Source organism: Telluria antibiotica (assembly GCF_011682055.1).
Classification (GTDB): domain Bacteria; phylum Pseudomonadota; class Gammaproteobacteria; order Burkholderiales; family Burkholderiaceae_D; genus Telluria; species Telluria antibiotica.
Map to the genome: position 1 here is coordinate 199,034 of NZ_JAAQOM010000008.1, position 16,144 is coordinate 215,177.

The window sequence follows — 16,144 nt, forward strand, 5'->3', positions numbered from 1 at the left end:
CCGCTCATACCATGGCTGTCATCTCCCTCACTTCCGCGCAACTGGCATTCGGCCACGTGGCGCTGCTCGATCATGCCGATTTCTCGCTGGAAGCCGGCGAGCGCGTCGGTCTCATCGGCCGCAACGGCACGGGCAAGTCCTCGCTGCTGAAGATCATCTCCGGCCGCTCGAAACTGGACGACGGCCTCCTCGTCATGCAGCAGAACGTCAAGATCGCCTACGTCGAGCAGGAGCCCGTGTTCGATCCCGCGATGACCGTGTTCGACGCCGTTGCCGCCGGCATGGGCGACCAGAAGGCGATGTTGGCCGAGTACGAGGCGCTGACGGGCCAGTTCGGCCAAGGCAATGACGATGCCGTCATGGAGCGCATGCACGACCTGCAAGTGAAGCTCGACGCGACGGACGCGTGGAACCTCGGCAACCGCGTGGAGACCACGCTGGACCGCCTGGGCCTCGCGGGCGACGCGACGATGGGCACCTTGTCGGGCGGCATGCAGAAGCGCGTGGCGCTCGCCGTCGCGCTCGTGTCCGGCCCGGACGTGCTGCTGCTGGACGAGCCCACGAACCACCTGGACTTCACGTCGATCCAGTGGCTGGAAGGCCTGCTGCGCGAATTCCGCGGCTCCGTGCTGTTCATCACCCACGACCGCCGCTTCCTCGACAACGTCGCCACGCGCATCGTCGAACTCGACCGCGGCCGCCTGCTGTCGTTCCCCGGCAATTTCAGCAAGTACCAGGAACGCAAGCGCGAACTGCTCGCGATCGAGGAAGTCGAGAACGCCAAGTTCGACAAGGTGCTCGCGCAGGAAGAAGTGTGGATCCGCAAGGGCGTGGAAGCGCGCCGCACCCGCAACGAAGGCCGCGTGCGCCGCCTGGAAGACTTGCGCCTGCAGCGCGCCGCGCGGCGCGACCAGCAGGGCCAGGTGCGCATCGACGTGGCGACCGGCGAGCGCTCCGGCAAGATCGTCGCGGAACTGGAAAACATCTCGAAGTCGTATGGCGAGAAGACGATCGTCAAGAACTTCACCGGCACGATCATGCGGGGCGACAAGGTCGGCCTGATCGGCCCGAACGGTGCGGGCAAGACGACGCTGTTGAAGATCATCCTCGGCGAAGAGACCGTGGACAGCGGCACCGTCAAGCTCGGCACCCGGCTGAACGTCGCCTACTTCGACCAGATGCGCGCGCAGCTGAACGAAGAAGCGACCCTCGCCGACACGATCGCGCCCGGCAGCGACTGGGTCGAGATCAACGGCCAGCGCAAGCACGTGATGAGCTATCTGGGCGACTTCCTGTTCGCGCCCGAGCGCGCCCGTTCGCCCGTGAAATCGCTGTCCGGCGGCGAGCGCAACCGCCTGCTGCTGGCGCGCCTGTTCGCCAAGCCCGCGAACTGCCTCGTGCTCGACGAACCGACCAACGACCTCGACATCGACACGCTGGAATTGCTGGAAGAGCTGCTGACGGATTACACGGGCACCGTGTTCCTCGTCAGCCACGACCGCACGTTCCTCGACAACGTCGTCACGCAAGTCATCGTGTCCGAAGGGCAGGGCACGTGGCGCGAATTCGTCGGCGGCTACAGCGATTGGGAGCGCGTGAAGAGCGCCCCGGCACCGGCACCGGCACCGGCACCCGCGCCGAAGGCGGCGCCCGCGAAGGCGGCCGAGGCCGCGCAGGCCGCGCAGGCTGCGGCGGTCAAGAAGGTCAAGCTGAGCTACAAGGAACAGCGCGAGCTGGAAGAGTTACCGCAGCTGATCGCCACCTTGGAAGACGAGCAGTCCGCGATCACGGCGCAGCTGAACGCGCCCGACTTCTACAAGACGAATCCGGCCGACGCGCGCCGCATCAATGCCCGTTACGCGGAAATCGAGGAATTGCTGCTGGACGCGCTCGAGCGCTGGGAACGCCTCGACGCGCGCGCAAAAGGCGAATAGCCCGGATACCGGCATCCACGAACTGCCGCGCAGGCGCGCGCCCCGTTTGGCCCGCTCATCGTATATGTAATGCGGCGGGCTGGACGTCGGCACGCCCGCCGTTTGTTGTCGATGAGGAATACGGTGTGAAGATCCTGATGGTATCGGAAGACCTGCCGGGCGCCGTGACGAGCGGACTCGGCGCGCACGTGGTCACGCTGTCGAACGCGCTGCTCGACCAGGGGCATGCCGTCGACATCATGGGGCGCAGCGAGCGCATGCACGCCGGCGCCGCCGCCGACATGGGCTTTCGCGGGCGCGTGCTGCCCGGTTTCGGGTTCGCGCATCCCGGCTGGAACGAGGCCCAGCTGGGCCTGTTCAATCCGGCCAAGCGGCCCTGGTTCGCGCGCCGCGTCGCGCAGGCGCTGATGCGCGTGGCGGACCAGTACGACGTCGTGCATTACCACGGCCATCTGCCGACGGTGGGCCGCTACGTGCCCGTCGCCGTGAACTTCGTCCAGACCCGCCATGACCAGGGCAGCGAATGCGTGACGCGGCTGCGCTTCAAGGACGAGCACGTGTGCGACACGCGCGACGTGCGCGATTGCGCCGCCTGCCTGCACCCGACGCCGAATTCGCTGCGCCGCACCGTGTCCGGCCTCGCCGTCGGGCGCTACCGCTCGGGCGCCGCGGAGGCGTTCGCGCGGCACAAGACCATCTTCGTCTCCGATTTCCTGCGCCGCGCGTTCCTGCGCGCCGTGCCCGATGCCGACCTGTCGCATGCGCGTGTGATCCACGACTTCGTCCCGTATGCGCGCTTGCGCGAGCGCGCGGCCGCCTCCGGTGACGTGACGCCGGGCGACGTCCTGATCGCCGGCCGCATCGATGCGGGCAAAGGCATCGGCGAATTCCTCGCGCAGGTGCACGGCTGGCTGCCGCGCCACGCGACGGTGACCATCGTCGGCGATGGACCGCTGCGCCAGGGGCTCGAAGGCCAGCACGCCGGTCCGCAGGTGCGCTTCCTCGGCCGGCGGCCCCACGACGACGTGATCCGCATGGCTGCGCGCAGCCACGTGGTGGTCATGCCGTCGCTGCTCGAGGAAGCGTGTCCCGCCACGGTGATGGAGGCCCTGGCGCTGGGCAAGCCGTGCGTGGCCCTCGCGCGCGGCGGCACGCCCGAGCTGGCCGCGTACCAGTACTACGACGGCCAGTTGCAACTGGCGGAGACCATGCCCCGGCTCGTGCAGCGCCTGGCCGACATCCTCGGCCGCCCTCCGGTGAAGATGCCGCTGACGGACACCTGTCCGCTGGACGTGTTCGAGGCCATTCCCCGGATCCTGGATTGTTATCGCGCCTGACGCAGAATTGTTAAATCCGGCCCTCGACGTTCCCGGGTGCGCGCGACGGGAGGTACCGTACGTCATGTAATGCCCGGCGGACCTGTGATATTCTGCGTAACAATGTTGCAGAAATTAACAGACACGCCGGACGCGCCGTACCGTGCGCACTGCCGGAAAAGCATGATGTAATATCGAAATATTGTTGGATTTATAAGGGCACATACCTTGTCACAACGACGCAAGACGATGACCCCAGAGGCGCGCGCGTGAAAGTCACCCGCCGCCCGGACGCCCATCGCTTGCCCTTCATCCTGCGCGACGGCCGTCCGGCCGGGGCGCACCGCGAACAGGCGCCCGCCAGCGCGCTTGCATCACTCCCGGGCGGCTCCGCCCTGCGCGACCGGCTGGCGGCACGTGCGCGCGCAACCATCGAAGAACAATACTCAACCGAGGTGGCGTGCGGGCGGCCGTCCGCGTTCCACCATCAACAGGCGGGGACACAATGATGAGTGAAGCGACAGGGATGGTCTGGCTGGTCAACCGTTTGCGCTGCATGTCCGTGGCCGAAGTCGGCTACCGGATCCGGCAGGCCGCCGTCACGCGCGTGGCCAAGCGCGTGCGCGCCCGCGCCGCGCCGCCGCTGCCCCGTGCCCGCACGTTCAACGTCCAGGGCAGCCCCGCGCTGCCGCAGGCGGAGCGCGAGGCGCTGCTGGCGGACGCCGACAGCATCTGCGCCGGCCACGTCGTCCTGTTCGGCAACCGGCGCTTCGACGTCGGCATGCCGCCCGTGTGGAACCGCGATCCGGACAGCGGCGTCGTCGGCCCGAGCATCTACGGCGGCGACATCGCGACGGGGAACCGCGAGCAGGTCGGCGACATCCAGCACGTGTGGGAACTGAACCGGCACCTGCACCTCGTGCGCCTCGCGCAGGCGTGGGCGCTGTTGCATGACCCGGCCTGGCTGCACGCGCTGCACACGCAGCTGCGCAGCTGGCTCGACCAGTGTCCGCCGCTCGTCGGGCCCAATTGGACGAGTCCGCTGGAACTCGGGATCCGCCTCGTCAACTGGGGCCTCGTGTGGCAACTGGTCGGCGGCGAGGGGAGCCGCCTGTTCGCGGGCGAGGAGGGCGAGCGCCTGCGCGCCGACTGGCTCGATTCGATCCACGCCCATTGCAGCGCCATCGCGCGCAACCTGTCGCGCCATTCGTCCGCCGACAACCACCTGGTCGGCGAGCTGGCCGGGCTGTACGTGGGGGCGTCCGTGTGGCCGTGCTGGGATGCGTCGGGCGCGTGGCAGGACCAGGCGCGCCGCGAGCTGGAGCACGAGGCCCAGGTCCAGTTCTCGCGCGACGGCGTGAACCGCGAGCAGGCGTTCGCCTACCACGTGTTCGCGCTGGAGTGCCTGTTCGTCGCGGGCCTCGTCGGCCAGGCGTGCGATCACCCGTTCTCGCGCGCCTACTGGACCGCCTTGCAGCGCGCGCAGCGCTTTCTCCGTTCCGTGCGCGACGTGGGCGGCAACGTGCCGCGCGTGGGCGACACCGACGCCGGCCTCGCGTTCCGCCTCGATGCGCCCGGCGCCAACCGCATCGAGCAATTGCTGGCGCTGGGCGACGCCGTGCTGCGCCGTCTCGCGCCCACGCATCCAGGCGTGCGCTGGCTGCTGCACACGGTGCCCGGCAAGCGGCCGGAGGCGGACCCGCACGAGTCCGAGACGGGCTGGGCCTTCCCGGACGGCGGCTACCTGCTGTTCGGCTCGCACTTCGGCGAGGCGAACGAGATCAAGGGCATGGTCGATTGCGGCCCGCTCGGCTATCTCGGCTTCGCCGCGCACGGCCACGCGGACGCGCTGGCGCTGACCCTGTCCGTCGGCGGCGAGGAATGCCTCGTCGATCCCGGCGCGTATGCGTCGTGGCAGGAGCCGAAGTGGCGCGAGTATTTCCGCGGCACGTCGGCACACAACACGGTGCGCATCGACGGGCTCGACCAGTCGGTGTCCGGTGGGCGCGCCATGTGGCTGAAAAAGGCGCGCGCGTCGATCGAGCGCATGCCGCAATCGCCGCACGAATTCGATTTCCGCGGCGCGCACGACGGCTACGAGCGCCTCGCGGACCCCGTACGGCACATGCGCAGCGTCCGCTTCGACGCGGCCAGCGCCACGTTGACCGTGCGCGACGAGATCGCCGCAAAGAAGCACCACCAGTTCGAACTGTTCTGGCATTTCGCGCCCGGCCTGGACGTGCGGCTGAACAGTTCCGGGCTGCACGTGCGGGGCAAACGCTTCACCTTGCAGATGCAGGCGCACGGCGCGGACCTCAAGCTGGAACTGGTGCGCGGCCACGAAAATCCGCCGCTCGGCTGGTATGCCGGGAGCGCGGAAACCATGCAGCCGTGCGACGTGCTGAAGATCAGCGCCGTATCGTCCGCCGTCCCGGTCGAGTGCAAGTTTACAATAGCGTTTTTCTAACAGTGTTTTTCCATAACTAAACAAGGGATTGTTTCAAATGCTCATCTATCTGGTCGCCGGCGCCCGCCCCAACTTCATGAAGATCGCGCCGATCGTGCGCGCCCTGCAGGCACGGCCGGATGCGCCGGCGTTCAAGATCATCCACACGGGCCAGCACTATGACCGCGAGATGAACGACGTGTTCTTCGAGGAGCTCGGCATCCCGCAGCCGGACGTGTTCATGGCCGCCGGCGGCGGCAGCCACGCCCAGCAGACGGCCAAGATCATGATCGGCTTCGAGGAACTGTGCCAGGGCGAGCGCCCGGATGCCGTGCTCGTCGTCGGCGACGTGAATTCGACGCTCGCCTGCTCGATCGTCGCCAAGAAACTCAACATTCCCGTTGCCCACGTCGAGGCGGGCCTGCGCAGCTTCGACATGGCGATGCCGGAAGAAATCAACCGCCTCGTCACGGACAGCATCTCCGACTGGTTCTTCGTGACGGAACCGGCGGCCGTCGAGCACCTGCGCCGCGAGGGCAAGAAGGAAGAGGCGATCCACTACGTGGGCCACGTGATGGTCGACAACGTGCTGTACCAGGCCGACAAGCTGACGCGCACCGACACGTCCGGCTTCGAGACGAGCGCCTGGAAGGCCGCGCGCCAGCAGGCCGGCCAGCGCTACGGCGTCGTCACCCTGCACCGCCCCAGCAACGTGGACGACGCGGCCATGTTCACGCGCATCGCCGGCGCGCTGAAGGACATCGCGGCGGACCTGCCGCTGATCTTCCCCGTGCACCCGCGCACGCGCGCGAACCTGGAGAAATTCGGCATCGACCTGGGCCCGAACGTCACGCTGGCGGGCCCGCAGGCCTACATGGCGTTCCTGAATTTGTGGAAGGACGCGGCCGTCGTGCTGACGGACAGCGGCGGCCTGCAGGAAGAAACGACGGCGCTGGGCGTGCCGTGCGTAACCATCCGCGAGAACACGGAACGCCCCGTGACCGTGGACGAAGGTTCGAACGTATTGGCCGGCACCGACCCGGCCGTGATCGTCGCCGAGGCACGCAAGATCCTGCGCGGCGAAGGCAAGCAGGGCCGCCGGCCGCATCTGTGGGACGGCCGTGCGGCGGAACGTATCGTGGACATCCTCACCAAGGAACTCCGCGGCTGACAAGATTGACAAAAAAGCGTAGGGCGCACGATAGCGTCCGCGAGGCAGCAGTACACCAAAACACCGACAGGGATGGCGCGGGCTCGATGCCTGCGCCGCTAAAAAACGAGGCACGCCGGACCCGGGTCACGGCGGCAGCAACATTTTTTGAGAAAGAAGAGCATTCATGAAGATTCTGGTTACTGGCGGCATGGGTTACATCGGATCGCACACGGTCGTGGAACTGCAGAACGCCGGCCATGACGTGGTGGTGTACGACAACCTGTACAACGCGGTGCGCTCCGTGCAAGACCGCGTACAAAAAATCACCGGCAAGCCGTTCGTCTTCGTCGAGGGCGACATCCGCGACCGCGCGGCCATGGAGGCCGTGTTCGGCGCGCACAAGATCGACGCCGTGATCCACTTCGCCGGCCTGAAGGCGGTCGGCGAATCGGTGGCGCAGCCGCTGCGCTACTACGACAACAACGTCTACGGCAGCGTCGCGCTGTTCGAGACGATGGCGAAGTTCGGCTGCAAGACGCTCGTGTTCTCGTCGTCGGCGACCGTCTACGGCGATCCGGCCTCGGTGCCGATCAAGGAGGATTTCCCGCTGTCGGCTACCAATCCCTATGGCCGCAGCAAGCTGATGATCGAAGACATCCTGCGCGACGTCTTCAAGGCCGAGCCCGATTGGCGCATCGCGCTGCTGCGCTATTTCAACCCGGTCGGCGCCCATGAAAGCGGCCTGATCGGCGAAGAGCCGAACGGCATCCCGAACAACCTCGTGCCGTACATCGCCCAGGTCGCCAACGGCCAGCGCGAGAAGCTGTCCGTCTACGGCGGCGACTATCCGACCCCGGACGGCACCGGCATGCGCGATTACATCCACGTCGTCGACCTGGCCGTCGGCCACGTGAAGACACTGGACAAGCTGGCGCAAGGCCCGGCCCTGCGCACGTACAACCTCGGCACCGGCAACGGCAACAGCGTGCTGGAAATGGTGCACGCGTTCGAGAAGGCGTGCGGCAAGCCGATTCCGTACCAGATCGTGGACCGTCGCCCAGGCGACATTGCCAAGTGCTACGCCGACCCGACGAAAGCCCGCGAGGAACTCGGTTGGACTGCCCAGCGTGACATCGCCCAGATGTGCGCCGATTCCTGGCGCTACCAGACTACCCCAAAATAAATGTATGAGGACCGAACCATGAAAGCGATGATTCTTGCAGCAGGCAAAGGTACGCGCGTACGTCCGCTCACCTACGACCTGCCGAAACCGATGATCCCCGTGCTGGGCAAGCCCGTGATGGCCTACCTGATCGAGCACCTGCGCAAGCACGGCGTGACGGAGATCATGGTGAACGTCAGCCACCTGCACGAAAAGATCGAGGAATACTTCGGCGAGGGCGAGCAATACGGCGTCCAGATCGGCTATTCGTTCGAGGGCTACACGAAGGAAGACGGCGAAGTCGTCGCGGTGCCGATCGGCTCGGCCGGCGGCATGAAGAAGATCCAGGAATTCGGCGGCTTCTTCGACGACACGACCATCGTCCTGTGCGGCGACGCGCTGATCGACCTCGACCTCAAGGCAGCCCTGGCGGAGCACCGCCGCAAGGGTGCCATGGCATCCGTCATCACGAAGGAAGTCCCGTGGGACAAGGTGTCGAGTTATGGCGTCGTCGTGACCGACCAGAACGGCCGCATCACGCAATTCCAGGAAAAGCCGAAGCAGGAAGACGCGCTGTCGAATTTCATCAGCACGGGCATCTATCTGTTCGAGCCGGAAGTGATCGACCTGATCCCGTCGGGCGTGGAATTCGACATCGGTTCGCAGCTGTTCCCGCTGCTGGCGGAAAAGGGCATGCCGTTCTATGCCCAGGGCCGCCCGTTCAACTGGCTCGACATCGGCAGCGTGAGCGATTACTGGGAAGTGCTGCAGAACGTGCTGACGGGTGAGGTCAATCATATGGACGTGCCGGGCATCCAGATCGAGCCCGGCCTGTGGACGGGCTTGAACACGAGCATCGATTGGCGGGGCACGACCATCAAGGGCCCCGTCTACATCGGTTCCGGCGTCAAGATCGAAGCGGGCGCCACGATCATCGGGCCAACGTGGATCGGCCACGGCAGCCATATCTGCGAGGGAGCCGAGATCGTCCGCAGCGTGCTTTTCGAGTACACTCGCGTGCTGAATGACGTGGCCCTGCATGAAATGATCGTGTTCAAGGACTACAGCATCGATCGCGCGGGCGAGATGAAGCACTCGTCCGAATACGGGTCGTCGGAGTGGCTGAACGCGCGCGATCGCCGCCGCAGCCGCCGCAAAGAACAGGCCGAAGACACAGACAAGGCAATCGAGAAAGTCAACGCATGAAAATTTACCCAGTCATCCTCTCCGGCGGTGCCGGTACCCGCCTGTGGCCGCTGTCGCGGGCCGTCATGCCCAAGCAGCTGCTGCCACTCGTGACGGAGAAGACCATGCTGCAGGAAACCGCGCTGCGCGTGCGCGGCTGGCCGGGGTTGATGGCGCCCCTGGTGGTGTGCGGCAACGAGCACCGCTTCCTCGTCGCCGAGCAGATGCGCGACGTGGGCATCACGCCGCACGGCATCCTGCTCGAGCCCACAGGCCGCAACACGGCCCCGGCCGTGGCCGCGGCCGCGCGCTTCCTGCACGCGCAGGACCCGGACGCGGTGATGCTCGTGCTGCCGGCCGACCACGTGATCGAGAAGAACGAAGCGTTCCGCCTCGCCGTCGAGCGCGCCGCGGCCCAGGTCGCGCAAGGCGGGCTGGCCACGTTCGGCATCGTGCCCAGCGCCCCGGAAACGGGCTATGGCTACATCCGCCGCGGCGAACCGCTGCCGGGCTGCGACGACTGCTACAAGATCGAGCGCTTCGTCGAAAAGCCCGACCGCGACACGGCCGCGAGCTTCGTCGCCGACGGCAGCTATTACTGGAACAGCGGCATGTTCATGTTCCGCGCCGACCGCTTCCTGGCCGAGATCGAACAGCACGCGCCGGCAATCGCGCAAGCGGCCGCCAGCGCCGTGCAGTCCGCGTACCGTGACCTCGACTTCTGCCGCCTGGACGAAGCCGCGTTCAGCGCGAGCCCGTCCGATTCGATCGACTATGCCGTCATGGAACACACCCGCGACGGCGTCGTCGTCGCGGCCGACATCGGCTGGAGCGACGTCGGCTCGTGGTCCGCGCTGGCCGACGTGCAGGACAAGGATGCGAGCGGCAACGCCGTGCGCGGCGACGTCTACCTCGACAGCACGAGCAATTCGCTCGTGCGCGCCGAGAGCCGCATCGTCGCCGTCGTCGGCGTGAAGGACCTCGTCGTCGTGGAAACGCCCGACGCCGTGCTCGTCGCCCACAAGGACCAGGTCCAGCGCGTGAAAAACGTCGTCGACCACCTGAAGGGCCACGAGCGCACGGAACACCTGTACCACACGAAGGTGTACCGTCCGTGGGGCTACTACGAGGGCATCGACGCGGGCGACCGCTTCCAGGTCAAGCGCATCTGCGTGAAGCCGGGCGAAAAGCTGTCGCTGCAGATGCACCACCACCGCGCCGAGCACTGGATCGTCGTGTCGGGCACGGCGCGCGTCACGTGCGGCGACAACATCATGCTGCTGTCCGAGAACGAATCCACATACATCCCCATCGGCATGACCCACCGCCTGGAAAATCCGGGCAAGCTGCCGCTGCACCTCATCGAAGTGCAATCCGGCAGCTACCTCGGCGAGGACGACATCGTCCGCTTCGAGGACATCTACAAGCGCGCGTAAGCGCCGCTTCTCACGTCCGCCTTCCGCGTCCGCGCCCCGAGCGCGGACGCGTCCCCCTTTGTCCCGTGGTTGCCGCACATCGAACGGCAGCGATTGGTTCGTTCGGACTAATCCGTGGTCATGATGTTGTCGTGTTACGCATTTAATATTCATTTGTTAAGTGTTTCATCGACAAAATTACACTGATCACACCCTAGGACATCCCATGAAGCAACGCTCAGCTCTTCACTCGCCCGGCCGCATGACCGTGCTCGCGGCCCTGCTGGCCGGCCTGTCGGCACCCGTGTTCGCCGCACCCGGCGGCGTCGTCATCAGCCAGGTCTACGGCGGCGGCGGCAACTCCGGCGCCACCTACAAGAACGACTTCGTCGAACTGCTGAACACGGGAGACACGGCCGTCACCTTGAATGGCTGGAGCGTGCAGTACGCGTCGAGCGCGGGCATCACGTGGCAGGTGACGAAGCTCCCGGCCAGCGTCACCCTGGCGGCCGGCCAGTACTACCTCGTGCACGAAGCGGCGGGCAGCGGCGGCACCGATGCGCTGGTGCCGGACACGGCCGGCACGATCGCCATGAGCGCGACGGCGGGCAAGGTCGCGCTGGTGAATTCGACGACGGCGCTGGCCGGCGCCAAGCCCGTCGACAACGTCGTCGACTTGGTCGGCTTCGGTTCCACCGCCAGCTATTACGAGGGTTCCGGCCCGACAGCCGGGCCGTCGAACACCCTGGCCGTGCTGCGCAAGAACAGCGGCTGCCTGGACAGCAACGACAACAGCAGCGACTTCGTGACGGGCGCCGCCGCGCCGCGCACCACGGCCAGCGACCGCGTGTCGTGCAGCGGCGTGGCGCTGCCGCAGCCGATCGTGCTGGCATGCCCCGGCAGCGTGGGCATCGACGTCGGCACGGGCACGACGGCGCCGCTGCGGGCGAGCGACGCCGACAGCATCGTCAACAGCGCCGTCATCAGCAAGGGCGCCGTGGCCGGCATCAGCCTGACCGGCTTCGTGTCGGCGACCGCCGACAACCGGACGGCGACCGCGAACCTCGTCATCGCCTCGAATCTCCCGGCCGGCACGTACCCCGTCGAGATCACGTTCGCCAACGACGCGAGCCAGAGCGCCAGCTGCACGGTCAACGTGGCCGTCACCGGCTCGCTGACCATCCCGCAGATCCAGGGCAGCGGCCTCACGAGCCCGTACGCGAACACGGTGCAGACGACGTCCGGCGTCATCACGAAGAAACTGGGCAGCGGGTTCTACATCCAGGACCCGCAGGGCGATGGTGACCCGAACACGTCGGACGCGCTCTTCGTGTTCGGCTCGCCGGGCGCCGCGAATGAAGGCGACCTCGTGCGCGTGACGGGTACCGTGACGGAATACACGCCGAACAGTGCCACGCGCTCGTTCACGGAATTGAAGGACGTCAGCGCCGTCAGCGTGCTGGGCAGCGGCTATGCGATCACGCCCGTCAACATCGACCTGCCGACGGAACTGAGTCACTACGAAGGCATGCTCGTGCGCTTCGCGAACCCGCTCACGGTCAACGGCAACAGCTACCTCGGCGACCGCGGTGAACTCGTGCTGGCCAGCGGCCGCCGCGAGAGCCCGACGAACCGCTATCGCGCCGGCACGGCGGAAGCAAACGCGCTGATCGCCGCGAACGCGCAGAACATGGTGATCCTGGACGACGGCATCTTCACGGTGCCCGCGCACATTCCATACCTCGCCGCCGACAAGACGGTGCGCGCCGGCGACACGGTGACGGACCTCGTCGGCGTGCTGGACTTCGGCGCGATCGGCGGTGGCGGCGGCTGGTACAAGCTGCAGCCGACGCAGGCGCCCGTGATCAGCCGCACGAACCCGCGCGAGGACGCGCCCGTCGTCGTCGCCGGCAACGTGCGCGTCGCCAGCGCCAACGTGCTGAACTTCTTCACGACGTTCACGGACGGCACGGACGCGTGGGGCCGCACGGGGCAGGGCTGCACCATCGGCAACACGACGTCGAAGAGCAATTGCCGCGGCGCCGACAACATGACGGAATTCGTGCGCCAGCGCGACAAGATCGTCGACGAACTGAAGGCGATGAATGCGGACGCCGTCGGCCTGATGGAAATCCAGAACAACGGCGACCTCACGGTGGGCTATCTCGTCGACGCGCTGAACCAGGCGATCGGCGCGCCGACGCCCACGTATGCGTACGTGGCGAAGCCCGCCGCGACGGGCACGGACGCGATCCGCGTCGCGATGATCTACAAGCCGGCCGTACTGACGCCGGTGGGCGGTGCGCTGTCGGACGGCGACGCCGTCAACAACCGCGCGCCGATGGCCCAGACGTTCAAGCTGAATGCGAACGGCGCCAGGTTCTCGCTGGTCGTCAACCACCTGAAATCGAAGGGCGGTTGCGGCGGTGCGGGCGCGGGCGACACGGACAGCGGCGACGGCCAGGGCTGCTGGAACGCGACGCGCATCCAGCAGGCGAAGCGCCTGTTCAACTATTTCATCCCGACCGTCGTGGCGGCCGCCAATGATCCGGACGTGCTGGCAATCGGCGACTTCAACTCGTACGGCCACGAAGATCCGATCGCCTTCCTGACGGACAACGGCATGGTCAACGAACTGGAACGCTTCGTGCGCCCGAACGGCATGCCGTATTCCTTCGTGTTCGCCGGCCAGAGCGGCTACCTCGATCACGCGCTGGCCAGCAGCACGCTGAACCCGCAAGTGGCCGGTGCGGCGGAGTGGCACAACAATGCCGACGAGCCGGACGCGATCGACTACAACCTGGGCGACACGGCCGACGATCCGTACGTGAACAATCCGTTCCGCGCTTCCGACCACGACCCCGTCGTCGTCAGCTTGAACCTGGCACCGGTGTTCACCGACGTCACGGCCAGCGTGAAGATCGCTCCGGGCGTGCTGGGCTATAACCGCGTCACCGGGAAGTTCACCGGAAGCGTGGCGGTCACGAACACGGGCAGTACGGCGCTGGCAGGTCCGCTGCAATACGTGCTGCAAGGCTTGCCGGCCGGCGTCACGCTCGACAACAAGAGCGGCGACTTCAACGGCGCGCCGTACGTCACGGTGCCGGGCGCGTCGCTGGCGCCGGGCGCGACCGTGAGCGTGGGCCTGACGTTCACCAACCCGTCGAAGACGACCATCACGTACACGTCGAAACTGTATTCCGGCACCTTTTGAGGATTGACTGAGAGAACACCATGACCAACCTGAACAACCTGTTGTCCCGCGCGCTGCTGGCGCTGGCCCTGCTGGCCGGCGCGACGGCCGCGCAAGCGAATCCGATCTACCACGTGGCCGTCGACACGTCCGCCGCAAGCGGCGACGGCTACCTGCAGATCGACTTCCTGCCCTTCCTCACGAGCGACGTGCTGACGGCGACGATCAGCGGCCTCGACGGCGCGTTCACCGGCACGCCGGATCTCGTGAACGTCGTGCAGTCCGGCGGCGCGTACACGTTCAAGAGCGATGCGTTCTCGGAATTCTTCCAGTCTATCGTGCTCGGCGGCCAGTTCGGCTTCGACGTGACGTTCGGCGGCACGCCGCTCGACGGCGGCAGCACGAGCCTGACCGTCGACCTGCTGAACGCCGCCGGCGACTATCTGGCGTACCCGGCCGCGTCGATCAGCCTCGTGGCCGGCCTGCCGCCCGCCGTCGCGACCGATGCCGCGTTCGCCACCGTGAATCCGGTGCCGGAACCGGCCGACTGGATGCTCGTCGCGGCCGGACTCGTGCTGCTGGCCTGGACGCAGCGCCGCCGCCTGCGCTGATCCTCGATGCCCACGCGTCCGCCCGGACACGTGGGCATCCTGCTGTGCGGCAATTTATTCGCTAAACATATCAATTCCCAATCGAAATGATATTGTTCAGCTGACTTTGCTTCGTGCATATTCGAGCCTGTTGTCACCGAGACAAACATGCCCAGGATATCGCGATGAGTGCACACGTCCTCGTGGTCGATCCCGACCCCGCCGTCCGCCAGCTGCTGGAACTGAACCTGACCCGCGCGGGCCACCGCGTGGACCTGTGCCCGGATGCCGAGTCCGCGCTCGCCGCGCTGGACGGCGGCCTGCCCGACATGCTGCTGCTCGAATGGGACTTGCCCGGCGAATCGGGCGAGGCGCTGATCCGGCGCCTGCACGCGCAGCCCCGCACGCGCGACCTGACGATCATCATGGTGTCGCAGCGGGCCGGGGAGCACGACAAGATCCTCGCGCTGGAATCGGGCGCCGACGACTATCTGACGAAGCCGTTCAATCCGCGCGAGCTGCTGGCGCGCATGCAGGCCGTGCTGCGCCGGCGCGCGCCGCACGTGTCCGTCGACGCCGTGCAGATGGCGGGCCTGCGCCTCGATCCGCACACGCAGCGCGTCGTGGCCGGGACGCGCGCCGTGGCGCTGGGGCCCGTCGAATTCCGCCTGCTGAACTTCCTGATGCACCACCCGGAACGCGTGCACACGCGCTCGCAACTGCTGGACCAGGTGTGGGGGCGCCACGCCGTACTCGACGAGCGCACGGTGGACGCGCACGTGGGGCGGTTGCGCCACGCGCTGCAGCCGAGCGGCCACCAGGAACACATCGAGACGGTGCGCGGCACCGGCTACCGCTTCGTCGCCTGGCGCGCGCGCGCGGCCGCCTGGGGCGGCGCCGTCCAGCGCTGAACGCCCACGTGGAACCCGTCGTCATCCTCAGCCGCCAGGAGCAGGAATACCTGCTGCGCGCCATCGAGCCGGGCTTGCGCGTGGCGAGCCTGCGCCAGTTCTTCCTGTGGACCCAGGGCCAGGTGCAGGCGCTGCTGCCGCACCACGTGCTCGTCTGCCTGCAGTTCGGCCCCGGCGGCGGCGTGACGCGCCTCGAATGCCTGCACGGTACCGTGCTCGACACGGCCGCGCAGCGTGTGCTGACGGATGCGGACGATGGCCTGGCGCTGCGCATCGCCCGCCACTGCATGCGGTCGGGACGGTTGCCGGTGCTGGCGGACTTCGGCGCGGTCGCTGCCGAGTCGCTGGCCGGCTTCCGCGCCGAGGTGGCGCAGGCCGGTTTCGACAACGTGCTCGTGCACGGCACCGGGCCGACGAGCGCGGGCGGCAGCATGTTCGTGCTGTTCGGCCTGCCGCCACGGCCGGAGGTGCGCCTCGGTTATTTCGCCGAACTCCTGCTGCCGCATCTGCACCTCGCGCTGTGCCGGCTGCCCGCGGCGCGCGACGCGGGCGACGGGCTGCCGGCGCGGCCGCTCAGCGCGCGCGAGACGGAAATCGTCGGCTGGCTGCGCGCGGGGAAGAGCAACGACGAGATGGGGAAGCTGCTGGGGATCAGCGCGCTCACCGTCAAGAATCACCTGCAGCGCATCTACCGCACCCTGGGCGTCAGCAACCGCGCGCACGCGCTGGCGCGCTGCATAGATTTGCGGCTGCTGGAGGACTGAGCGGCCGGGCACGAGGCTGTTGTTAAATCGGGCACAACCGAGTTAAAATTTTCGGAGAAGAAATTCGTTTGCGGT

At 67.1% G+C, this 16,144-nt stretch carries 12 protein-coding genes; all 12 read left to right on the forward strand.

The genetic code is table 11. The annotated features are described in order from the left end of the window. The first annotated feature begins 11 nt into the window (after nt 1–11). Complete coding sequence (locus HAV22_RS14910; RefSeq protein ID WP_166859868.1) at nt 12–1,934, forward strand: ATP-binding cassette domain-containing protein; 1,923 nt, start codon at nt 12–14, stop codon at nt 1,932–1,934. 125 nt (nt 1,935–2,059) lie between these two features. Then, nucleotides 2,060–3,271 carry a glycosyltransferase family 4 protein gene (locus HAV22_RS14915; protein WP_166859869.1) on the forward strand — a complete coding sequence of 404 codons (1,212 nt, stop codon included), beginning with the start codon at nt 2,060–2,062 and terminating at the stop codon, nt 3,269–3,271. Between the two features lie 248 nt (nt 3,272–3,519). Next, entirely contained in the window at nt 3,520–3,759 is a 240-nt protein-coding gene (locus HAV22_RS14920; RefSeq protein ID WP_166859870.1) for a hypothetical protein, read from the forward strand. Beyond that, nucleotides 3,759–5,717: a heparinase II/III family protein gene (locus HAV22_RS14925; RefSeq protein ID WP_229421245.1), complete on the forward strand. Its 1,959-nt coding sequence runs from the start codon at nt 3,759–3,761 to the stop codon at nt 5,715–5,717. Before HAV22_RS14920 ends, HAV22_RS14925 begins: the two co-directional genes overlap by 1 nt. 37 nt (nt 5,718–5,754) lie before the next feature. Beyond that, nucleotides 5,755–6,867 (forward strand): non-hydrolyzing UDP-N-acetylglucosamine 2-epimerase, encoded by a 1,113-nt coding sequence (gene wecB / locus HAV22_RS14930; RefSeq protein ID WP_166859871.1) that lies wholly within the window; start codon nt 5,755–5,757, stop codon nt 6,865–6,867. A gap of 166 nt (nt 6,868–7,033) precedes the next feature. After that, on the forward strand, nt 7,034–8,032 hold the full coding sequence (gene galE, locus HAV22_RS14935) for a UDP-glucose 4-epimerase GalE (RefSeq protein ID WP_166859872.1): 999 nt from the start codon (nt 7,034–7,036) through the stop codon (nt 8,030–8,032). Nucleotides 8,033–8,050: 18 nt separating this feature from the next. Further along, nucleotides 8,051–9,217: a nucleotidyltransferase family protein gene (locus HAV22_RS14940; protein ID WP_166859873.1), complete on the forward strand. Its 1,167-nt coding sequence runs from the start codon at nt 8,051–8,053 to the stop codon at nt 9,215–9,217. After that, on the forward strand, nt 9,214–10,632 hold the full coding sequence (locus HAV22_RS14945) for a mannose-1-phosphate guanylyltransferase/mannose-6-phosphate isomerase (protein WP_166859874.1): 1,419 nt from the start codon (nt 9,214–9,216) through the stop codon (nt 10,630–10,632). The genes HAV22_RS14940 and HAV22_RS14945 overlap by 4 nt, the downstream gene beginning before the upstream one ends. Nucleotides 10,633–10,837: 205 nt before the next feature. Further along, a complete protein-coding gene (locus HAV22_RS14950; protein ID WP_166859875.1) occupies nt 10,838–13,825 on the forward strand; it encodes an ExeM/NucH family extracellular endonuclease in 2,988 nt (995 codons plus the stop codon). A gap of 20 nt (nt 13,826–13,845) precedes the next feature. Next, a complete protein-coding gene (locus HAV22_RS14955) occupies nt 13,846–14,415 on the forward strand; it encodes an NF038129 family PEP-CTERM protein (protein ID WP_166859876.1) in 570 nt (189 codons plus the stop codon). Between the two features lie 164 nt (nt 14,416–14,579). Next, nucleotides 14,580–15,305: a winged helix-turn-helix domain-containing protein gene (locus HAV22_RS14960; protein WP_166859877.1), complete on the forward strand. Its 726-nt coding sequence runs from the start codon at nt 14,580–14,582 to the stop codon at nt 15,303–15,305. 8 nt (nt 15,306–15,313) lie between these two features. After that, entirely contained in the window at nt 15,314–16,069 is a 756-nt protein-coding gene (locus HAV22_RS14965; protein WP_166859878.1) for a LuxR C-terminal-related transcriptional regulator, read from the forward strand. Nucleotides 16,070–16,144 lie beyond the last annotated feature (75 nt).

Bases quoted from the DNA above. Each gene is read 5' to 3' on its own strand.
- HAV22_RS14950 (WP_166859875.1), top strand. From the start codon at position 10,838: ATGAAGCAACGCTCAGCTCTTCACTCGCCCGGCCGCATGACCGTGCTC.
- HAV22_RS14955 (WP_166859876.1), top strand. From the start codon at position 13,846: ATGACCAACCTGAACAACCTGTTGTCCCGCGCGCTGCTGGCGCTGGCC.
- wecB (WP_166859871.1), top strand. From the start codon at position 5,755: ATGCTCATCTATCTGGTCGCCGGCGCCCGCCCCAACTTCATGAAGATC.
- galE (WP_166859872.1), top strand. From the start codon at position 7,034: ATGAAGATTCTGGTTACTGGCGGCATGGGTTACATCGGATCGCACACG.
- HAV22_RS14960 (WP_166859877.1), top strand. From the start codon at position 14,580: ATGAGTGCACACGTCCTCGTGGTCGATCCCGACCCCGCCGTCCGCCAG.
- HAV22_RS14910 (WP_166859868.1), top strand. From the start codon at position 12: ATGGCTGTCATCTCCCTCACTTCCGCGCAACTGGCATTCGGCCACGTG.
- HAV22_RS14945 (WP_166859874.1), top strand. From the start codon at position 9,214: ATGAAAATTTACCCAGTCATCCTCTCCGGCGGTGCCGGTACCCGCCTG.
- HAV22_RS14925 (WP_229421245.1), top strand. From the start codon at position 3,759: ATGAGTGAAGCGACAGGGATGGTCTGGCTGGTCAACCGTTTGCGCTGC.
- HAV22_RS14940 (WP_166859873.1), top strand. From the start codon at position 8,051: ATGAAAGCGATGATTCTTGCAGCAGGCAAAGGTACGCGCGTACGTCCG.